The following is a 20,422-nucleotide window of genomic DNA, read 5'->3' as shown; positions in this document are numbered from 1 at the left end:
CCGGATTTTCGCCGCCTACGCCAGCTCGGCGGCCAGCTCCTCCAGTGCCCCGGTGACGATCGTGCGCATCGCCCGCTCGGCCGGCTCCGGGGTGCCCGCGCAGATCGCCTCGGCCACCTCCCGGTGCAGTCGCACCGCGTACTCGCGTGGTTGATGCGGCATCAGATTGTGCTCGGTGCGCCCGGTCAGCACCGCGCCCACCGTGTCCCCCAGGTGCGCGAACATCTCGTTGCCCGAGGCGCGCAGCACCGTGGCGTGGAACGCGATGTCGTGTCGGAGGAACGCGGTCAGGTCCGCAGCCCGTGCGGTGACCGTCAACTCCACGGCCAAGGCGCTCAGTTCGCGGCACTGGTCGGGCGTGGCGTGCCGCGCAGCGAGGGCCGCCGCAGCCGGCTCGACGGCGACCCGCAGCGACCCGAGCGAGCGCAGCTGCGCCGACCGGTCGGCGCCGGCGAGTCGCCAGCGGATCACCAGCGGGTCGAACAGGTCCCAGTCGCCCTTGGGCTGCACCGTGATGCCGACCCGGCGCTTCGAGGCCACCAGCCGCATCGACTCCAGGATCCGCACCGCCTCGCGCACCACCGTGCGGGAGACGCCGAACCGGGCCTCCAGCTCCTCGATCCGCAGCACCGCCCCCTCGGGGATCTCGCCGGCGGCGATCGCCGGTCCGAGCTCGGCGAGCAGTTTGCCGGGCAGCCCCTGGATCTCCATCCGTCCACCCTAGACCGGCCGTTTCACGGCCGGTACGCAGGGTGACCCACGTGACCTTGCAGACAAGTATGACGATTTCATGTCCGCATCTTGAATAAGTCATACCTTTGGCGCGATAGTGACGTCACCGCAGCCGTCGGGAGCGACTTCACCCGGCGTTGCCCGACGTGTCAGGAGCAGAACCCATGGCTCTCAGTGCCGAGAACCAGCCGACCTCCCCACCCCAGGAGGCTGCCGCGCCCGCCGACGGCGCTGAGGCCGCCGCGAGCGCCGCGCCCGGCGAGCCCACCACCCCCGCCGCACCGCTGATCGTGGTGATGGGCGTCTCGGGCGTCGGCAAGACCACCGTCGCCCGACTGCTCGCCGAGCGGCTCGACGTGCCGTACGCCGAGGCCGACGACTTCCACCCCGCCGCCAACATCGCCAAGATGACCGCCGGCATCCCGCTCGACGACGCCGACCGCGCGCCGTGGCTGGCCGCCCTCGGTGGCTGGCTGGCCGAGCGCGAACGCGCCGGCAGCGGGGGAGTGGTCACCTGCTCCGCGCTCAAGCGCCGCTACCGCGACACGCTGCGCACCGCCTGCCCGGCCGTCTGTTTCCTGCACCTGGCCGGCAGCCGCCGCCTGGTCGCCGCCCGGCTCGCCGCCCGCACCGGGCACTTCATGCCGGCCTCGCTGCTCGACTCCCAGTACGCCCTCCTCGAACCGCTCCAGGCGGACGAGCACGGCATCGTGCTGGACCTCGGCGCCGATGCCGACGCGAGCACCGATACCGACGCCGGCGCGGACGCCACGCTGCGCACCCCCCACGAACTCGTCGAGATGGCCGTGGCACTGCTGCGGCCGGTCAATGGAGACCTCGCGTGACACCCCTGCCCCTGGCCGCCGTCCTCCACCACACCCACAGCGACGGGCGGCTGCTCTTCGCCGTGCTGCTCGCCATCGGCGTGATCGTGCTGCTGATCAGCAGGCTCAAGCTGCACCCGTTCCTCGCCCTCACCCTCGGCTCCGGGCTCCTCGCGGCCGTGGCCGGTGCGCCGTTCGACCAGCTGATGACGAGCTTCTCGACCGGCTTCGGCGCCACCGTGACCAGCGTCGGCCTGCTGATCGGGCTGGGTGCGATGCTCGGCAAGCTGCTCGCCGATTCGGGCGGCGCCGACATCGTCGCCGACACTGTGCTGGCCCGCTCCGGGCCGCGCACCCTGCCCTGGGCGATGGCGCTGATCGCGGCGCTGCTCGGGCTCCCGCTCTTCTTCGAGATCGGCGTCGTGCTGCTGATCCCGATCGTGCTGCTGGTCGCGCGGCGCGGGAACCTGCCGCTGATCCGGGTCGGCATCCCCGCCCTGGCCGGGCTGTCCGTGCTGCACGGGCTGGTGCCGCCGCACCCGGGCCCGCTGGTCGCGGTCGATGCGCTGAAGGCGAACCTCGGCGTGACGCTCGCGCTCGGGCTGCTGATCGCGGTGCCGGTGCTGCTCGTCGCCGGGCCGCTGTTCGCCCGCGTCGCCGAGCGCTGGGTCGGGCCGCTCGCACTGCCGCAGCCCGCCACGCCCCAGTCGACCGCCACCGTGCCGCCGACCAGCACCGTGCAGGCCGAGCGCAGCCGTCCGACCCCCTCGTTCGGCGCGGTGCTCGCCACCATCCTGCTGCCCGTCGTGCTGATGCTCGGCAAGGCACTGGCGGACGTCGTGGTGGACGACCCCAAGGCCGGCCCGCAGCGGATCCTCGACTTCATCGGCTCACCGCTGATCGCGCTGCTCGCCGCCGTGCTGGTCGGCATGCTGACGCTGGGTCGGGCGGCCGGCTTCGACCGGGCCCGGATCTCCGACACGGTCGCCGCCTCGCTCGGCCCGATCGCCGGCATCGTCTTCATCGTCGGCGCGGGCGGCGGCTTCAAGCAGACGCTGATCGACGTCGGTGTCGGCGACGCGGTCAGCCACTGGGCCGGCCGGCTGCACATATCCGCGCTGCTGCTGGGTTGGCTGATCGCCGTGCTGATCCGGCTCGCGACCGGCTCGGCGACGGTGGCCACCATCACCGCGGCGGGCATCGTCTCGCCGCTGGCGGCCGGGATGTCCACGACGCACTCGGCGCTGCTGGTGCTGGCGGTGGGCGCCGGCTCGCTCTTCTTCTCGCACGTCAACGACGCGGGTTTCTGGCTGGTCAAGGAGTACTTCGGGATGAGCGTCGGCCAGACGCTGAAGAGCTGGTCGGTGATGGAGACGCTGATCTCGGTGACCGCTATCGCGCTGATCCTGCCGCTCAGCCTGATCATCTGACCTGTGCTCGAATGACGACCTGACGACCTGACGACCCGATGACATGTCGTCACGACACGTCGAGGGGCGGTGGCCCGGCAACGGCCCACCGCCCCTTTCGGCTGCTCAAATGGGGTAAACCAGAACCGACGAGACGATGGAGCGCCACCATGCCCCTCACCGGCCAGTACCAGCCGAGCCCGCAGCAGTGGGTGCGTGACCAGGTCGACCAGTACGAGTCCTCCGGCGGCACCGAGGGCACCACGATGCGCGGCAAGCCCGTCATCATCCTCACCACGCTCGGCGCGAAGAGCGGCATGATCCGCAAGACCCCGCTGATGCGCGTCGAGCACGACGGCAGGTACGCCGTGGTGGCCTCGCAGGGCGGCGCGCCGACGCACCCGGTCTGGTACCACAACATCACCGCCAACCCGCAGGTCGAACTGCAGGACGGCCCGGTCCGGCAGGACATGGTGGCCCGTCAGGCCGAGGGCACCGAGCGGGCCGAATGGTGGGCCCGGGCCGTCGAGGCGTGGCCGGACTACGCCGACTACCAGACCAAGACCGAGCGCGTGATCCCGGTCTTCGTGCTGGAGCCGGCGGCCGCCCCCAAGGGCTGACCGCCGGCTCCGGCACCGACCCGGCAGGGCCTACTCGTTCTCGTACTCCGCCATGGTCGTCGCGCGCCCGACCGCGAGGAATCCCAGCGTGCCGCCGACCGCGGCCGGCGAGGTGTCCTCGTCCAGGCCGAGCTTCTCGACGCTCAGCGCGTGCACGGTGAAGACGTAGCGGTGCGGGCCGTGGCCGGCCGGCGGCGCGGCGCCGCCGAAGTTCAGCGTGCCGTAGTCGTTGCGGGCGTGGATCGCGCCCACCGGCAGGCCGGGGAGGTCGCCGCTGCCGGCGCCGGTCGGCAGCGAGGTGACCGAGACGGGCAGGTCGAACAGCACCCAGTGCCACCAGCCGCTGCCGGTCGGCGCGTCCGGGTCGAAGCAGGTCACGGCGAAGCTCTTGGTCTCGGCCGGGAAGCCGGACCAGCTCAGCTGCGGCGAGATGTTGCCGCCGGCCAGCACCTGCGCGTCGGGCAGCGTGCCGCCATCGGACGGCAGGTCGGTGCTGGTGACGGTGAAGGCCGGAACCTGGCGCTGGAAGTCGTGCGGAAGCGGTGGCCTGATCACGTTTGCGGAAGCCTCCTGGGGCGAGGAACGGGACGGTCCGAGAGTAGACGAAGGGCGGTCACCCCGCGTGGGGTGACCGCCCGTCAGTCGCCAGTCATCAGGCGTCAGGCATCAGTCGCCGGCGATCAGCTGACAGATGACGTCATCTGTCAGCTGTCAGCCCTTCGCTGATCGCCCTCAGCCCTGCTTGCGCTTGGCCAGGAAGTCGGTGACCTGCTGCTCGATCTCCGGCGTGTCGAAGCCGCGCACCGTCATGGTGGTGCGGCGGCGCAGCACGTCGTCCGCGGTGTAGGCCCACTCGTTGTCGGCGGCGAAGGCGACCTGCGCCCAGACGTCCGGGCCGTCCGGGTGGATCGGCTCGCCGAGCGACGGGTCCTCGGCGATCATCCGGGCGATCTCGAAGGAGAGCGTCCCGTAGTGGCTGGCCAGGTGCTTGGCGACCAGCGGCTCCATCCGCGAGCCGGGCTCACGGTCGATCAGCAGGCGGTGCGCGACGGCGTTCGGCGCGCCGACGCCCGGCAGCGGCACGGTGGCCGGGATCGGGGAGATGTCCTCGCCGATGCCGGTGCCGCGTACGTGCGCGAGCTTCTCCAGCACGGTCCGGCCGATGTGCCGGTAGGTGGTCCACTTGCCACCGGCGACGGAGAGCATGCCGCCCTTGCCCTCGGTCACCACGGTCTCGCGCTTCGCGGCGGCGGTGTCACCCGGGCCGCCGGGCAGCACCCGCAGGCCGGCGAAGGCGTAGGTGATCAGGTCGCGGTCGAGGTGCTCGTCCTTGATCGCGTGGCCGGCCTCGTCCATGATCTGGTCGATGTCGGCGTCGGTGGCGCGGACGTCCTTCGGGTCGCCGGTGTACTCCTCGTCCGTGGTGCCGAGCAGGACGTGGTCCTCCCACGGGATCGCGAAGGAGACGCGGTACTTGTCGATCGGGATGGTCAGCGCGGCGCGCCACGGGGTGCGGCGCTTGACGACGACGTGCGCGCCCTTGGAGAGACGGATCGACGGCGCGGCGCCGGCGTCCTCCATCGCGCGCAGGTGGTCCACCCACGGGCCGGTCGCGTTCAGCACCAGGCGGGCGTTGACGCCGAACTCGGTGCCGTCCAGGCGGTCCTTGAGCTCGGCACCGGTCACCCGGCCGCCGGTGAAGCGCAGACCGGTCACCTCGGCGTGGTTGAGCACCACGGCGCCGGCGTCGACGGCCGCGCGGACCGTCATCACGGCGACGCGCGAGTCGTTCATCTGGTGGTCGCCGTAGACGGCGACCGAGCGCAGGCCCTCGGTCTTCAGCGCGGGCACCTGCTGCGCGGCGTGCGCGGCGGTGGAGACCCGGCCCATGCCGTCACGGAACGCGGACAGCGCGGAGTAGAGGAAGACACCGGCGCCGAGCTTGGGCGCGCTGTGCGGGCCGCCCTTGTAGACGGGGACGAAGAAGGTCAGCGGGTTGACCAGGTGCGGCGCCACGTCGGTGGCCAGCGCGCGGCGCTCCTTGTGGTTCTCCGCGACCAGCTTGACCGCGCCGGTCTGCAGGTAGCGCAGGCCGCCGTGGACCAGCTTGGAGGAGGCGCTGGACGTCGCGCCCGCGAAGTCGCCGCCGTCCACCATCGCGACCTTGAGGCCGGCCTGCGAGGCGGTCCAGGCGACGGCCGTGCCGAGGATGCCGCCCCCGATCACCAGCAGGTCGTAGGTGGCCTTGCCCAGCAGCTCACGGGTCTCGGCGCGGGAAGCGGTGCGGCCGGGGGTGCGCTCGGCGCCCAGGGTCGGGATGGTTGCCATGGTGTGTGTTCCGGGGCCGCGGTGCGGGCGGACCCGGGTCTCCTCTCGTGATGCGGTTCGGCCTCCGGGGAGGCCGGGGAAGTCCGCGGGTCGGAAAACCCGCGAGCCGGCCGGGGCTCAGTGCCCCGGCCGGCGTACGGCTCAGCTCTCCTGGTCGTCCTCCTCGACCCAGCCCATGGTGCGCTCCACGGCCTTGAGCCACTTCTTGTACTCGCGCTCCCGGGTGGCGTCGTCCATCCGCGGCGTCCACTCGGCGGCGCGGTGCCAGTTGGCCCGCAGGGTGTCCAGGTCGTTCCAGAAGCCGACCGCCAGGCCCGCCGCGTAGGCGGCGCCGAGCGCGGTGGTCTCGGCGACGAACGGGCGCTCCACCGGAGCGTCCAGCACGTCGGCGATGTTCTGCATGAGCAGGTTGTTGGAGGTCATGCCGCCGTCCACCTTGAGGGCGGTCAGCGTGACGCCGGAGTCCTTCTGCATGGCATCGACGACCTCGCGGGTCTGCCAGGCGGTGGCCTCCAGCACGGCGCGGGCCAGGTGGCCCTTGGTCACGTACCGGGTCAGGCCGGCGATCACACCGCGGGCGTCGGAGCGCCAGTACGGGGCGAACAGGCCGGAGAAGGCCGGCACGAAGTAGGCGCCGCCGTTGTCCTCGACGGTGTTGGCCAGCGTCTCGATCTCGGCGGCGGTGGAGATGATGCCGAGCTGGTCGCGCAGCCACTGCACCAGCGAGCCGGTGACCGCGATCGAGCCCTCGAGGGCGTAGACCGGGGCCTGGTCGCCGATCCGGTAGCCGACCGTGGTCAGCAGGCCGTTGTACGAGTGGACGATCTTCTCGCCGGTGTTCAGCAGCAGGAACGTGCCGGTGCCGTACGTCGACTTGGCCTCGCCCTTGTCGAAGCAGGTCTGGCCGAACAGCGCGGCCTGCTGGTCACCGAGCGCCGAGGCGACCGGGACGCCCTCCAGGTCGCCGACCGCGTGGCCGTAGACCTCGGCGGAGGAGCGGATCTCCGGCAGGACCTCCATCGGCACGCCCATGGAGTCGGCGATGCTCTTGTCCCAGGCCAGGTCCTTCAGGTTCATCAGCATGGTGCGGCTGGCGTTGGTCACGTCCGTGACGTGCTTGCCGCCGTTGACACCACCGGTGAGGTTCCAGATGACCCAGGTGTCCATGGTGCCGAAGAGGATGTCGCCGGCCAGGGCGCGCTCGCGCAGGCCCTCGACGTTGTCCAGCAGCCAGCGGATCTTCGGGCCGGCGAAGTAGCTGGCCAGCGGCAGGCCGGTCTCGCGGCGGAAGCGGTCCTGGCCGACGTTGCGGCCCAGCTCGCGGCAGAGCGCCTCGGTGCGGGTGTCCTGCCAGACCAGCGCGTTGTGCACCGGCTCACCGGTGTTCTTGTCCCACAGCACGGTGGTCTCGCGCTGGTTGGTGATGCCGATCGCGCGGATGTCGTCCTTGGTCAGGCCGGCCTTCTCCAGCGCGCCGCGGACCACGGACTGCACCCGGGTCCAGATCTCGGCGGCGTCGTGCTCGACCCAGCCCGGCTGCGGGAAGATCTGCGAGTGCTCCTGCTGGTCGACCGCGACGATCCGGCCGTCGGCGCCGAAGATGATGCAGCGGCTGGACGTGGTGCCCTGGTCGATCGCGGCGATGTAGTTACCCGTGGGGGTGGCAGTCATGTCGGGTTCCTCGGCTCTGAGGGTGGGTGGTGGAGTGCTTGCGGTGACGCGCTGGTGCTGTCCCGAAGGACGTTGCCCTTAGAAGAGGCCCTTGTACAGCAGGCCCGACAGGAGGCCGCCGATCACCGGTCCGGCGACCGGGATCCAGGCGTAGCTCCAGTCCGAGGTGCCCTTGTTCGGGATCGGCAGCAGCGAGTGCACGATGCGCGGGCCGAGGTCGCGGACCGGGTTGATGGCGTAGCCGGTCGGGCCGCCGAGCGAGAGGCCGATGCCGACCACGGTGAAGGCGGTGATCAGGACGCCGACGCCGGAGAGGCCGACGCCCTTGGTCAGGCCCTGGGTCAGGATGGCCATGCAGAGCATCATGGTCGCGATGATCTCGGTGAGCAGGTTCTGGATCGGGTTCCGGATCTCGGGACCGGTCGAGAAGATGCCCAGCGTGGGCTCCTCGTTCGCCTGGAACTGGCCGAGGTAGGTGAGCCAGACGAGCACGGCGCCGATCATCGCGCCGAGCAGCTGGGAGCCGATGTAGAGCGGCACCTTGCTCCAGTCGCCGCTCTCGACGGCGAGGGCCAGGGTGACGGCCGGGTTGAGGTGTGCGCCCGACTTGGGGGCGACCATGTACGCGGCGATCATGACCGCGAAGCCCCAGCCGAAGGTGATGGCCAACCATCCGGCGTTCTGGGCCTTGGACTTCTTGAGCGTGACGGCGGCACAGACGCCGCCACCGAGGAGTATCAGCGCGGCGGTGCCGAGCGTTTCGCCGACGAAGATGTCGCCGTTCGAGAAGGCGGACACAAAGACTCCTTTGTCCATATGGCCGTTGCCGGGGATACAGGCCTGTGGGGCCGGCCCGTGGCAGGTCGGTGGGGGAGAGAGCGCCGCGACGGGGGAACCGCGGCGGTTGCGTGCGCCGCCCGTCCCCGGGAGGCGCCTGCGCGGTGCCGGGGTGACGACCGGCGAGCGACGGATCCACCCTGGGGTTTCGTTCCGACGGCCACCGTTCGACATTGTCGAACCGCTATGCGGGAGTTTTCACCCTGACGACTGCCCACGTCAAGGGCGGGTGACCTCCCTGTGACCCTTCCCTCGGCCGCCTCGGCTCGGCGTCCGGCGTTCGACCATGGAGACGGCCGGTTGGATGCGGTCAAAATCGGACAAAAACGCCTGAGGGTGGACAGTTTGACTGTCCACCCTCAGGCGTTTGACGTGGTCAGGGGTGCCCGCTGGCTCAGAACCGCCCGGCGCCCAGGTCCCGGGAGATCGCCCGCGCCGCGCCGCGCACCGAGGCGACCAGCTCGGAGCGGACGAAGCCGTCCTCGCAGACCCGTTCGACCGCGCCGCTCACGCAGACCGCGCCGACCGGGTTGCGCCGGCGGTCCTGGATCAGCGCGCCGATCGAGGCCACCCCCTCCCAGGTCTCCTCGATCGCGTCGGCCCAGCCGCGCTCGCGGATCAGCGCGCACTCGGTGTCCACCTCCAGCGCCGTGGTGAGCGTGCGCGGCGTGTACTGCTCGTACGGGCCGTCGCCCAGCTCGCCGCGCGCCACCGGGTCGTACGCCAGCAGCACCTTGCCCAGCGCGGTGCTGTGCAGCGGGTGCATCGAGCCGACCTCCAGCACCTGGCGGGTGTCGTCCGGCCGGAAGACGTGATGCACGATCAGCACGCCGTGCTGGTGCAGCACACCGAGGTAGACGGTCTCCCCGCCGGCCCGGGCCAGGTCGTCCGCCCAGACCAGCGCGCGGGCCCGCAGCTCGTGCACGTCCAGGTAGCTCTGGCCGAGCCGCAGCAGCTCCGCGCCGAGCTGGTACTTGCCGCTCTCCGGGTCCTGCTCGACGAATCCCTCCATCTGGAGGGTGCGCAGGATGCCGTGCGCGGTGCCCTTGGCGAGGTCGAGCGAGGTGGCCACCTCGGACAGGCCCAGCCGGCGCTCGCCGCCGGCCAGCAGGCGCAAGATCGCGGCGGCCCGGGAGAGCGACTGGATCGGGCCGGGCATGGGGGACCTCCACTGGCAGACTGGCAGGCGGTCGACAATGTCAAACAGTTCGTGGTGATGCCGACCGCGGGGGGCATCGCCCCGAGTCTGCCAGGCCCACCCCTGGCCTTGCACGTTGCCTGCCGGTTCAAGGGCCGTTTTGGTGCGGTCCACCTGCACGGCACCGGGGCGTTCCGGGGTGCTTTGGACAGTTGGTCCTATTCCTCCTCCGGTGCCGCGCCACGTACCCCTACTCCTTCTCCTGCTGCTTCAGCACCCGCGCCAGCTCGGCGATCCGCGCCGGCCCGACCCGGCAACAGCCGCCCACCAGCCGCGCTCCACCGGTCACCCAGCCGGGCGCGAGCGCCGCCGGCCAGGTCGGCGCGCCGCGCCAGTCGCGGGCACCGGCGTCCCAGCGCTCGCCGCTGTTCGGATAACAGACCACCGGCTTGCCGGTCACGGCCGCCGCGATCCGCACCGCGGCCGCCACGTCCTGCGGCGCGCAGCAGTTCACCCCGACCGCCACCACCTCCGGCGCCTGCGCGGCGAGCGCGAACGCCTCCGCCAGCGGCTGGCCGGCCCGGGTGCGGCTCCCGGTGATGCTGTACGACAGCCAGACCGGCACCCCGAGCCCGCCGACGGCCCGCAGCAGCGCCTGCGCCTCGTCCAGATCGGGGACGGTCTCCAGCGCGAGCACGTCCGGACCGGCCGCCGCGAGCACCTCCAACCGCGTCCGGTGGAACCGCTCCAGCGCCGCCACGCTCAACCCGTACCGGCCCCGGTACTCCGAGCCGTCCGCCAGCACCGCGCCGTACGGGCCGACCGAGGCCGCCACCCACGGCCCGCGCCCGCCCACCGTCGTCCCACCGGCTTCGTCCGCGACCACCTCGCCCGCCTCCCGGGCCAGCCGCACGCTCGACGCCAGCAGCCGCTCGGCCCCGGCCCGGTCGATGCCGCGCCGGGCGAAACCCTCGAAGCTCGCCTGATAGCTCGCGGTGATCAGCACCTCGGCGCCGGCGCGCAGATAGGCCGCGTGCGCCGCCCGCAGCGCGCCCGGCGCGTCCGCGAGCAACCGCGCCGACCACAGCTCGTCACCGAGGTCATGCCCGTCGGCCACCAGCTGGTTGGACAGCCCACCGTCCAGCACCAGCGGCGGCCCGGCCGCGAGCACCCGCCCGAACGGCGACGGCTCCTGGCGCACTGACGGCATGGCGGCCTCCTCCCGGCACCCTCACCGGCAGCGTAATCCGCCCGGGCGTGCCCGGCCGCCGCCGACCGGATTACCATCCACCGCATGACCACTCACCAGGCCACCCGGACAGGCACCTTCGGCCCCGGCACGCACTGTCACTGGTGCGGCACCGCCTACCCGCCCGGGACCAGCACCTGGCCGCGCACCTGCCCGGGCTGCGGTGAGATCAGCTACCGCAACCCGCTGCCGGTCACGGTCGCGCTGCTGCCGGTCGACCGCCCGGACGGCGGCCAGAGCCTGGTGGTCATCCGCCGCACCATCGAGCCCGGCTACGGCGAACTCGCGCTCCCCGGCGGCTACGTGGACTACGGCGAGAGCTGGCAGCAGGCCGCCGTCCGCGAACTGCGCGAGGAGACCGGCATCCTGGCCGACGCCGCGGACGTCACGCTGGTCGCGACCGACTCCGACAGCGCCGGCGGCTTCCTCTGCCTCTTCGCGCTGCTCCCGGCCCAGCACCTCGCCGACCTGCCGCCCTCCGTCCCCACCGACGAGACCGAGGGCTGGCAGCTGATCGACGCCCCGATCGAGCTCGCCTTCCCGTTCCACACCCGGATCACGAAGGCCTGGTTCAACGGCAAACTGACCGGCCTTCAGCCCGCCTAGGCCCTCTCTTTCGGATCTTGTCGGATCAGCGCGCGGTGTTGGGCGCCCGGCTGGGCGTGCCGGCGGAGCGTCCTCGTACTGGGTCGTACTTGGATGCTTCGCCGGTGCGTCCGTGGGGGCCCCTCCCGGCCGGAGGCTGGGGGAGGGATGCCCGGCGTCGCGCGCCCGGCAAGATCCGAAAGAGAGGGCCTAGCGCCGGATCACCGCGGTACCGGCGTCGAGATCGATGCCGGTACCGCCCGGCGCGCCGGCATCCTCGTCCTCGCGCAGCACCAACTCCACCCGCCGCTGCTCCAGTTGTGCCCGCTTCCCGGCGTAGAGCAGCGCGTGCAGCTCCTCGGTCGCACCCCCGCCGGCGCCCCGCCCGTCACCACCGCCCGGGATCGGCCGCCACCGCCGCAGCAGCCGTCGCACCACGCCTAGGGCCTGTCGTCAGACCCCCTTCGTCGCCCGGAGGGCGGCTTGGCGGCGTCAGGTGCGTTCCCCCAGCCTTCGGCCGGGAGGTGCCCCCATTCGGCGTGCCGGGCGCGGGCCCTCGTACTGGGTCGTACTTGGGTCTGTGCCCGGTGCGGCGAGAGGGCGTGCATGGCGTCGCCGAGCAGAAGGGGGTCTGACGACAGGCCCTAGCAGCAGGAACACCGCGACCAACCCGGCCGGCAGCAGCAGACTCCCCGTCACACTCACGATGCTCAGCACACGGACTCAACGCCCCGCGAAACGCACCGAGTTCCGTCACCACTGTGGTTTGCTGACGATATGACGACACAGGCCCTCGGTGCCCGACGCCCCGACCAGATCGCCTACTTGACCCAGACCGCCGCCACCGAGGCCGGCCGGGCCTACAAGGAGCGGCTGCTCCGGCAACTCGACATCCGACCGGGCCACACCGTGCTGGACCTCGGCTGCGGCCCCGGCACCGACCTGCCCGCGCTGGCGGCCGCGGTCGGTGACCGGGCGGGTGATGGGCAGGCGGCTGGTCAGCAGGGCGTGGTGATCGGTGTGGACCACGACCCGAAGATGCTCGCCGAGGCAGCCCGCCGCACGGCCCAGCAGCCATGGGTTGAGCTGCGCGCCGGTGACGCGCACGCGCTGCCGCTTGCCGACGCCACCGTCGACCGGGCTCGCGTCGACCGTGTCCTGATGCACCTCGCCGACCCCGCCCGGGTACTCGCCGAGCTGCGCCGGGTGGTTCGCCCCGGGGCGGTCCTCGGCTTGGCCGAACCCGACTGGGACACCCTGCTGGTGGACGCCGCCGATCTCGAGACCAGCCGTGCGTTCACCCGGTTCACCGTCACGGAGGCGGTCCGCAACGCGACGATCGGGCGGCAGCTGGCCCGGCTGGCCGAGCAGGCGGGCTTCACCGTCCGCACGGTCGAGGCGAGCACGCCGATCTTCCGGGATGCCGTGCTCGCCGACCGGATCCTGGCCCTGGGCCGCAACATGGAGCGGGCCATCGAGGCCGGCTTCGTCGAGGAGGAGCGCGGCCGGGCGTGGTTCGCCGGACTGCTCGACGGGCCGTTCCTCGCCTCGTTCACGCTCTTCACCGTGGTCGCCGAGGTGCCCTCCTGACGCGTCCTTCCTGACGCTGACGCGTCGCCGGCTGCTCAGCCGGGCAGTCCGACGGCCTCCCGCAGCGCGGCGACCTCGGCCGGGGGACCGGTGACCGTCAGCTCCGTCTGCGCGCCGCGCCCGAAGGCGAAGAGCAGCAGCTCACCGGGCTCGCCGGTCACCCGCACCGTCCCGGGCCGCTTGGCGCCGGCCGTCAGGTTCCGGCCGTCCGGGCGGCTCAGCACCACCCGTACCGGCGTGCGGCGCCCCAGCTCCATCCGCGCGGGCAGCGCGGTGCGCCGCCACAGCAGTTCGGCGAGCGCCGGATCGACCGGCCGCGGCTGCCACGGCCCGGCCCGCCGGACGTCCTCGGCGTGCACGAAGTACTCGACGGTGTTGGCCGCCTCGTCCGCGCCGGGCAGCGCGAAGAACGACAGCCGCGGCGGCCCGGACCGGAACCGCCGCACCAACTCCGGGTAGGGGCGCCGCGCGTAGTCGTCCTGGACGCGTCTGGTCCACCCGGCGAGCACCGGCACCACGATGCCCGGGGCGGCGTCCGGGCGGGCCTCGCGCAGCACCAGATGGGCGGCGAGGTCCCGGGTGCGCCAGCCGGCGCAGAGCGTCGGACCGTCCGGTCCGGCGGCGGCGAGCAACTCGGCCAGCCGACGCCGTTCCTGCTGCGCGAAGTTCGACATGGCGTCAGAGTAGCGGTGCCGGTGCGCCCGGTCGCCGGGCACCATGGCGGTGGTTCCATTCCCCTCAGTGCGTACCCCCTCAGTGCGTACCCCCTCAGTGCGTACCCCCTCAGTCCGTACCCCCTCAGTCCGTTCCCCCTCAGGAGGTTCCGACATGCCGGTCGACCACACCGCCCTGCGCGAGTCCGCCACCCGCCTGCGGCCCGAGCTCGTCGAACTGCGCCGCGCCCTGCACCAGGAGCCCGAGCTCGGGCGCGACCTGCCGCTCACCCAGGCCAGGCTGCTCGCCGCGCTGGACGGCCTGCCGCTCGAGGTCACCCTGGGCAAGGCGCTCAGCTCGGTCACCGCCGTCCTGCGCGGCGCCCGGCCCGGGCCGACCGTGCTGCTGCGCGCCGACCTGGACGCGCTGCCGGTCCAGGAGAACGCCGAACTCCCGTACGCCTCGCGCGTCGCAGGCGTGATGCACGCCTGCGGCCACGACCTGCACACGGCTGCCCTGGTCGGCGCCGCCAGGCTGCTGGCCGAGCGGCGCGCCGAACTGGCCGGCTCGGTCGTCTTCATGTTCCAGCCCGGCGAGGAGGACCAAGGCGGCGCGCGGCTGATGATCGACGAGGGTGTGCTGACCGCCGCCGGCGAGCCGCCGATCGCGGCGTACGCGCTGCACGTCGCCGCCTCGCTGCTGCCCACCGGCTGGGTGGCGACCCGCCCGGGGCCGATCATGGCGGGCTCCGACCGGCTGCTCGTCACGCTGCGTGGGCGCGGCGGTCACGGCTCCAGCCCGCACCTGGCCCTGGACCCGGTCCCGGCCGCCTGCGAGGCGGTGCTCGCGCTGCAGACCATGGTCACCCGGCGGTTCGACGCCTTCGACCCGGTGATCGTGACGGTCGGCAGCTTCCACGCGGGCAGCGCCGCGAACGTGATCCCGCAGGAGGCGGTGTTCGAGGCGACGATCCGCTCGTTCTCCGCCGAGGCCAGGGCCCGCGTGCTGGTGGAGGCGCCGCGGGTGGTGCAGGGCGTGGCACAGGCGCACGGCCTGACCGCCGAGGCGGTGATCGAGGAGGGCTACCCGGTCACCGTGAACGACCCCGGTCAGGCCGACTACGTCGCCCTGACGGCCACGCAACTCCTGGGCTCGGATCGGTACGTCGAGATGCCGCGCCCGATCGCCGGCTCCGAGGACTTCGCCGAGGTCGCCGCCCGGGTGCCGTCCGCCTACCTGCTGCTCGGCGCCTGCCCGCCCGATCTTGACCCGTTCAGCGCGCCCTACAACCACGCACCGGAGGCCGCCTTCGACGACTCGGTGCTCGGCGACGCGGCCGCCCTGCTCGCCGCCCTCGCGCTCGGCCGGCTCACGCCCGCCTGACCGCCCGCCCCGCCACGGCGGCCCGTCCGACGGGCCGCCGGCCGGCGCGCTGCCGCTGCCACCGCGCGGCGTTTCGCCGCCTGCCACAGCCGCCATCCGCGCACAATGGTCCGCCACCACACCCCCTCCCAGCTGCGGCGCGTCCCGGAACCCCTGGCGCGGCAGGCGATTCCCTGGCAGGGTCTTGCACCGTCAGCACGCACCGACGCGGGCCGCGCCACAAGCGATGTTCCCGCCCGATCCTCCGGCCGGGAGACCACCATCGTGAGCACCCCACCCCAGGACCCCGTGACCGCGGCTCCGGACGCGCCGCTCTGGCGCCCGGACCCCGCCGTGGCCGCCGCCACCCGCCTGGTCGCCTTCCAGACCTGGGCCGCCGAGCGGTACGGCGCCCCGGCTGCCCCGCTCGCGCCCGCGCCCGACGATGCCACGGCCGCCGCCCGCTACGCGGACCTGCACACCTGGTCCACCGAGGACCTCACCCGCTTCTGGACCGCCGTCACCGAGTACTTCGACGTCCGGTTCGGCACCCCACCGCAGGCCGTCCTCGGCACCGCCGAGATGCCCGGCGCGCAGTGGTTCCCCGGCGCCCGCCTCAACTACGCCGAGCACGCGCTGCGCTTCGCCGAGGACAGCACGCACGCCGAGCTCCCCGCGATCCTGCACCTGGACGAGACCACCGAGCAGCCCGTCACGCTCACCTGGGCCGAGCTGCGCCGCCAGGTCGGCTCGCTCGCCGCCGCGCTGCGCGCCCAGGGCGTCGGCCCGGGCGACCGGGTCGGCGCCTACCTGCCGAACATCCCGCAGGCGATCGTCGCGCTGCTCGCCACCGCCTCGATCGGCGCGATCTGGACCTCCTGCGCCCCCGACTTCGGCGCCCGCAGCGTGCTCGACCGCCTCCAGCAGATCGAGCCGGTCGTGCTCTTCGCGGTGGACGGCTACCACTACGGCGGCAAGAACCACGACCGCACCGAGGTGGTCGCCGAGCTGCGCCGCGAGCTGCCCACGCTGCGCGCCGTCGTGCACGTCCCGCTGCTCGGCACCGCGGCCCCCGACACCGCGCTCAACTGGGCCGACCTGGTCGCCGACGACGTCGAGCCGGTCTTCGAGCAGCTCCCCTTCGACCACCCGCTCTGGGTGCTCTACTCCTCCGGCACCACCGGACTGCCGAAGGCGATCGTGCAGAGCCAGGGCGGCATCCTGGTCGAGCACCTCAAGCAGGCCGCGCTGCACCTCGACCTCGGGCCGCAGGACCGCTTCCTCTGGTACACCTCCACCGGCTGGATGATGTGGAACTTCCTGGTCGCCGGCCTGCTGGTCGGCGCCACGGTGGTGACGTACGACGGCAGCCCCGGCCACCCCACCACCGGCGCGCTCTGGGAGGTCGCGGCCCGCAGCCGGGCCACCGTGCTCGGCACCTCCGCCGCCTACGTGATCGCCAGCCGCAAGGCCGAGCTGCACCCGGGCCGTGACCTGGACCTGTCGGCCGTCCGGTGCATCGGCACCACCGGCTCCCCGCTGCCGCCCGACGGCTTCCGCTGGGTCTACGACGAGGTCAAGCCGGACGTCTGGCTCGCCTCGGTCAGCGGCGGCACCGACGTGTGCAGCTGCTTCGTCGGCGGCGTCCCCACCCTGCCGGTCCACCTCGGCGAGATCCAGGCCCCCTGTCTGGGCGCCGCCGTCGAGTCCTGGGACGTGCACGGCAAGCCGCACACCGACGAGGTCGGCGAGCTGGTCGTCACCAAGCCGCTCCCGTCCATGCCCACCGGCTTCTGGAACGACCCGGACGGCACCCGCTACCGGGACAGCTACTTCGAGATGTTCCCCGGCACCTGGCGCCACGGCGACTGGATCACCGTCACCTCGCGCGGCACCGTCGTGATCCACGGCCGCTCGGACTCCACGCTCAACCGCCAGGGCGTGCGGATGGGCTCCTCCGACATCTACGAGGTCGTCGAGCGCCTCCCGGAGATCGCCGAGTCGCTGGTGATCGGCCTGGAGGAGGACGGCGGTGGCTACTGGATGCCGCTCTTCGTGGTGCTCGCCCCGGGCGCGGCGCTGGACGACGAGCTGCGCACGCGGATCCGCACCGTGATCCGCGAGCAGCTCTCGCCACGCCACGTGCCCGACGAGGTGATCGCCGTCACCGGCCTGCCGCACACCCTCACCGGCAAGCGGATCGAGGTCCCGGTCAAGCGCCTGCTCTCCGGCACCCCGCTGGACCAGGCGGTCAACCCCGGCTCGGTCGACAACCTCGACCACCTGCGGTTCTTCGAGCAGCTCGGCCGCGAACGCCGCGGCTGATCCCCGAATGACGAAGGGGCGCCCACAACCGGGCGCCCCTTCGTCATTCAGCCACACGAACTCATTCGGCCGCTCACTCGCCGGAGAGCACCTGCTGCGCCGCGGCCCGCGCCTCGTCCGCGCTGTCGGTGGCCCTGGCTGCCTCGGCGGCGCGCCGGCACTGCGCGAGCGTCACCTTGGCGAGCGCGCTGCGCACGTACGGGATCGAGGCCGGGCCCATCGAGAGGCTGGTCACCCCGAGACCGGTCAGCACGCACGCGAGCAGCGGGTCGGCGGCCGCCTCGCCGCAGACTCCGCAGCTCTTCTCCTCGGCCTGGGCGGCCTGCGCGGCCGCTGCGATCAGGTCGAGCAGCGCCGGCTGCCACGGATCCTGCAGCCGGGCCAGCGAGCCGACCTGGCGGTCCGCCGCGAAGGTGTACTGGGCCAGGTCGTTGGTGCCCAGCGAGAGGAACTCGACCTCCCGCAGGATCGCGCGGGCTCGCAGCGCGGCGGACGGGATCTCCACCATCGCGCCGAACTTCGCCTGCAGCCCGGCCTCCCGGCAGGCGTCCGCGAACGCCTTGGCGTCCGCCCGGTCGGCCACCATCGGGGCCATCACCTCAAGGTGCACCGGCAGGCCGGCGGCCGCCTTGGCGAGCGCCCGCAGTTGGGTGCCGAGCACCTCCGGGTGCTCCAGCAGCGTGCGCAGGCCGCGCACGCCGAGCGCCGGGTTCGGCTCGTCGGCCGGGGTGAGGAACTCCAGCGGCTTGTCCGCGCCGGCGTCCAGCGCCCGGACCACCACCCGGCCCTCAGGGAACGCCTCCAGCACCTTGCGGTACGCCTGGACCTGCGCGTCCTCGCTCGGCGCCTTCTTGGAGTCGTCCAGGAAGAGGAACTCGGTGCGGAACAGGCCGACGCCCTCGGCACCTGCGGCCAGCGCGGCCGGCACGTCGGCCGGACCGCCGACGTTGGCCAGCAGCGGCACCCGGTGCCCGTCCGAGGTCTGCCCCGGCCCGGAGGACGCGGCCAGCGCGGCCTTCCGCTCGGCGGCCAGTCGGCGCAGCTCGTCCTGCTTGTCCGCGCTCGGCTCGATCAGCACCTCGCCGGAGCTGCCGTCCACCGCCACCACAGTGCCCTCGGCCAGCTCGGTCGCACCGGGCAGCGCGACGACGGCCGGCACGCCCAGGGCGCGGGCCAGGATCGCCGAGTGGCTGGTCGGCCCGCCCTCCTCGGTCACGAAGCCGAGCACCAGCGTCGGGTCGAGCAGCGCGGTGTCGGCCGGCGCCAGGTCCCGCGCGAAGAGCACGTACGGCTCGTCGCTGTCCGGCACACCCGGCATCGGGACGCCGAGGAGGCGCGCGACGATCCGGTTGCGCACGTCGTCCAGATCGGCCACCCGCCCTGCCAGGTACTCGCCGGCCGAGGCGAGCAGCGCGCGGTAGGCGGCGAACGCGTCGTAGACGGCCCGCTCGGCGCTGCTGCCGACCGCGATCCGACGGCTGACGTCCGCGATCAGCTCGGGGTCCTGAGCCATCAGCGACTGCGCCTCGAGCACCGCCTGCGCCTCACCACCGGCCAGGTTTCCGCGCGCGACCAGGTCGGCGGCCACGGCGTCCGCGGCCTGCTGGGCACGAACCTGCTCGATCGGCGCGTCCTCGGTCGGGATCCGGGTGGCCGGCGGCTCCAGCACGGCGGTACCCATGTGCCGCACCTGGCCGATCGCGACACCGTGGCTGACACCTACGCCGCGCAGCGTCTCGTTCATTGCTTCGTTTCCTTTCGCCCGCCTCGGGCCGGGGACTGCTGTCCCGCTCCAGCTAGCAGAACTCGGTTGACCGGGCGGTCAGTTCCAGTGGAAGAGGGGGCCGCCGACGGCGACGTCACCCTCCTCGGCGACCCCGCTCAGCGAGTCGGCGGAGGCCTCGAGCGCCACGATCGGGGAGATCGGCGACTTGCCCGCGGCCTCGACGGCGGCCGGGTTCCAGCGGATCACCGGCTGGCCGCGCTTGACCTGGTCACCCTTGCTGACCAGCAGCTCGAAGCCCTCGCCGTTCAGCTGCACGGTGTCGATCCCCAGATGGGTCAGCACACCGTGCCCGTCGGCGTCGACGACGACGAACGCGTGCGGGTGCATCGAGACGACCAGGCCGTCCACCGGCGCGACCGCGTCCGTGGGCTCACGCACCGGGTCGATGGCGGTGCCCGGGCCGACCATCGCACCCGCGAACACCGGGTCGGGCACGGCGGCGAGTCCGATGGCGAGGCCGGCGAGCGGCGACGTCACAGTGGTCATGGTGGAGCCTCCCAGGTGCGGAGTACATCGAACGTGCGGCGGGCGCGATGCCGCCTGGAGCCTAAATCATGTCAACTACGGACATCCAGGGACGTAAGGTCCCTTCCGCCCGACTGGTCACACCTCGGCCCCGATGGCCGCAGTGCCACCTCGGCGCCGCTCGCGGTCCCGATGCCAGGCCGGTCAGGGCCCTCCGGTCCACAAGTGGTCTAGTCCTCTTGGTCGACGCGCCGCACTCTACGGCATACGAGTGAGACCTACGGCCGCCCCGGCGCGCCCCGTCCGCAGCCGTCGCCACCCGAACGGCGGAGCACGGGCGAGGCTCGATTAGGAGGTCCGGCCCGGACGGGCTATGGTTGCTCGAGTCGCCGCAGGGCGATGGTGAATCCAGCGACACGGCTGAGTGAATGTCCGGTGAAATCGGATCGAAACTCCTGTGATACGCTGAGGTCACGAAAGAACGAAGCACCCGGAGATTCCGCTGAAAAGCGGTTCAAAGGCAGTGTCCGTTCCTTGAGAACTCAACAGCGTGCCAAAAGTCAACGCCAGATATGTTGACATCCCCGGCCTCGATCACTGATCGGGGTTGGAGATTCCTTTTAGTAGTAAAAACACTAGCGAGGACGCAGTGCACGGGGTCGGCCTATTCCGCTGATCGTCGTGCCGCTCAACGCGGGTGCCAGCCGGATTACCGGCAGACATTCACGGAGAGTTTGATCCTGGCTCAGGACGAACGCTGGCGGCGTGCTTAACACATGCAAGTCGAACGGTGAAGCCCTTCGGGGTGGATCAGTGGCGAACGGGTGAGTAACACGTGGGCAATCTG

At 72.5% G+C, this 20,422-nt stretch carries 18 protein-coding genes and 1 rRNA gene; 8 read left to right on the top strand and 11 right to left on the bottom strand.

Going from position 1 to position 20,422, the window contains the following annotated elements; genetic code table 11:
- Positions 1-15 precede the first annotated feature (15 nt).
- Positions 16-711 carry a FadR/GntR family transcriptional regulator gene (locus AC060L_RS30290; RefSeq protein WP_483802150.1) on the bottom strand — a complete coding sequence of 232 codons (696 nt, stop codon included), beginning with the start codon at positions 709-711 and terminating at the stop codon, positions 16-18.
- Positions 712-1,028: 317 nt separating this feature from the next.
- Here AC060L_RS30290 and AC060L_RS30285 point away from each other — a divergent pair, with 317 nt between their 5' ends.
- From AC060L_RS30285 to AC060L_RS30275, 3 genes are all read left to right on the top strand, one after another.
- Positions 1,029-1,577: a gluconokinase gene (locus AC060L_RS30285; RefSeq protein ID WP_483802199.1), complete on the top strand. Its 549-nt coding sequence runs from the start codon at positions 1,029-1,031 to the stop codon at positions 1,575-1,577.
- Positions 1,574-2,986 (top strand): GntP family permease, encoded by a 1,413-nt coding sequence (locus AC060L_RS30280; protein ID WP_483802149.1) that lies wholly within the window; start codon positions 1,574-1,576, stop codon positions 2,984-2,986. The genes AC060L_RS30285 and AC060L_RS30280 overlap by 4 nt, the downstream gene beginning before the upstream one ends.
- Before the next feature lie 149 nt (positions 2,987-3,135).
- Complete coding sequence (locus tag AC060L_RS30275; RefSeq protein ID WP_483802148.1) at positions 3,136-3,585, top strand: nitroreductase family deazaflavin-dependent oxidoreductase; 450 nt, start codon at positions 3,136-3,138, stop codon at positions 3,583-3,585.
- Between the two features lie 30 nt (positions 3,586-3,615).
- On the opposite strand, the gene AC060L_RS30270 is transcribed toward AC060L_RS30275, so the two are convergent.
- From AC060L_RS30270 to mmuM, 6 genes are all read right to left on the bottom strand, one after another.
- Positions 3,616-4,140, bottom strand: coding sequence for a YbhB/YbcL family Raf kinase inhibitor-like protein (locus AC060L_RS30270; protein WP_483802147.1), 525 nt, complete (start codon positions 4,138-4,140; stop codon positions 3,616-3,618).
- Between the two features lie 177 nt (positions 4,141-4,317).
- Positions 4,318-5,913, bottom strand: a complete 1,596-nt coding sequence (locus AC060L_RS30265) for a glycerol-3-phosphate dehydrogenase/oxidase (protein ID WP_483802146.1) — start codon at positions 5,911-5,913, stop codon at positions 4,318-4,320.
- Between the two features lie 141 nt (positions 5,914-6,054).
- Complete coding sequence (gene glpK / locus AC060L_RS30260) at positions 6,055-7,584, bottom strand: glycerol kinase GlpK (protein ID WP_483802145.1); 1,530 nt, start codon at positions 7,582-7,584, stop codon at positions 6,055-6,057.
- Positions 7,585-7,662: 78 nt separating this feature from the next.
- On the bottom strand, positions 7,663-8,400 hold the full coding sequence (locus tag AC060L_RS30255; RefSeq protein ID WP_483802144.1) for an MIP/aquaporin family protein: 738 nt from the start codon (positions 8,398-8,400) through the stop codon (positions 7,663-7,665).
- Positions 8,401-8,815: 415 nt separating this feature from the next.
- The gene (locus AC060L_RS30250; protein ID WP_483802143.1) at positions 8,816-9,580 is read right to left on the bottom strand and encodes an IclR family transcriptional regulator; all 765 of its coding nucleotides are present in this window, start codon (positions 9,578-9,580) and stop codon (positions 8,816-8,818) included.
- Positions 9,581-9,809: 229 nt separating this feature from the next.
- The gene (mmuM, locus tag AC060L_RS30245) at positions 9,810-10,769 is read right to left on the bottom strand and encodes a homocysteine S-methyltransferase (RefSeq protein ID WP_483802142.1); all 960 of its coding nucleotides are present in this window, start codon (positions 10,767-10,769) and stop codon (positions 9,810-9,812) included.
- Between the two features lie 84 nt (positions 10,770-10,853).
- Here mmuM and AC060L_RS30240 point away from each other — a divergent pair, with 84 nt between their 5' ends.
- Positions 10,854-11,414, top strand: coding sequence for an NUDIX domain-containing protein (locus AC060L_RS30240; protein WP_483802141.1), 561 nt, complete (start codon positions 10,854-10,856; stop codon positions 11,412-11,414).
- Positions 11,415-11,603: 189 nt separating this feature from the next.
- Here AC060L_RS30240 and AC060L_RS30235 read toward each other — a convergent pair whose 3' ends face one another.
- Positions 11,604-11,831, bottom strand: coding sequence for a DUF6191 domain-containing protein (locus AC060L_RS30235; protein ID WP_483802140.1), 228 nt, complete (start codon positions 11,829-11,831; stop codon positions 11,604-11,606).
- A 339-nt stretch (positions 11,832-12,170) separates the two neighbouring features.
- Between AC060L_RS30235 and AC060L_RS30230 the strand changes: the two genes are divergently transcribed.
- Positions 12,171-12,983: a methyltransferase domain-containing protein gene (locus AC060L_RS30230; protein WP_483802139.1), complete on the top strand. Its 813-nt coding sequence runs from the start codon at positions 12,171-12,173 to the stop codon at positions 12,981-12,983.
- Positions 12,984-13,018: 35 nt separating this feature from the next.
- Here AC060L_RS30230 and AC060L_RS30225 read toward each other — a convergent pair whose 3' ends face one another.
- A complete protein-coding gene (locus tag AC060L_RS30225) occupies positions 13,019-13,657 on the bottom strand; it encodes a TIGR03085 family metal-binding protein (protein WP_483802138.1) in 639 nt (212 codons plus the stop codon).
- Positions 13,658-13,811: 154 nt separating this feature from the next.
- Here AC060L_RS30225 and AC060L_RS30220 point away from each other — a divergent pair, with 154 nt between their 5' ends.
- Positions 13,812-15,020 (top strand): M20 metallopeptidase family protein, encoded by a 1,209-nt coding sequence (locus AC060L_RS30220; RefSeq protein WP_483802137.1) that lies wholly within the window; start codon positions 13,812-13,814, stop codon positions 15,018-15,020.
- Between the two features lie 264 nt (positions 15,021-15,284).
- Entirely contained in the window at positions 15,285-17,324 is a 2,040-nt protein-coding gene (locus AC060L_RS30215) for an acetoacetate--CoA ligase (protein ID WP_483802136.1), read from the top strand.
- Positions 17,325-17,397: 73 nt separating this feature from the next.
- On the opposite strand, the gene ptsP is transcribed toward AC060L_RS30215, so the two are convergent.
- Together ptsP and AC060L_RS30205 are read right to left on the bottom strand one after the other, a co-directional pair.
- A complete protein-coding gene (gene ptsP / locus AC060L_RS30210; protein ID WP_483802135.1) occupies positions 17,398-19,068 on the bottom strand; it encodes a phosphoenolpyruvate--protein phosphotransferase in 1,671 nt (556 codons plus the stop codon).
- Between the two features lie 78 nt (positions 19,069-19,146).
- The gene (locus AC060L_RS30205; RefSeq protein ID WP_483802134.1) at positions 19,147-19,596 is read right to left on the bottom strand and encodes a PTS sugar transporter subunit IIA; all 450 of its coding nucleotides are present in this window, start codon (positions 19,594-19,596) and stop codon (positions 19,147-19,149) included.
- 701 nt (positions 19,597-20,297) lie between these two features.
- On the opposite strand from AC060L_RS30205, the gene AC060L_RS30200 reads away from it, so the two are divergent.
- Positions 20,298-20,422: ribosomal RNA gene (locus AC060L_RS30200) — 16S ribosomal RNA — on the top strand; the annotation flags it as partial.

The sequence above is a fragment of the Kitasatospora sp. NEAU-69 genome, from assembly GCF_057158765.1.
The sequence above is the reverse complement of the archived record's forward strand: the minus strand, read 5'-3'. Positions and strand labels throughout refer to the sequence as shown.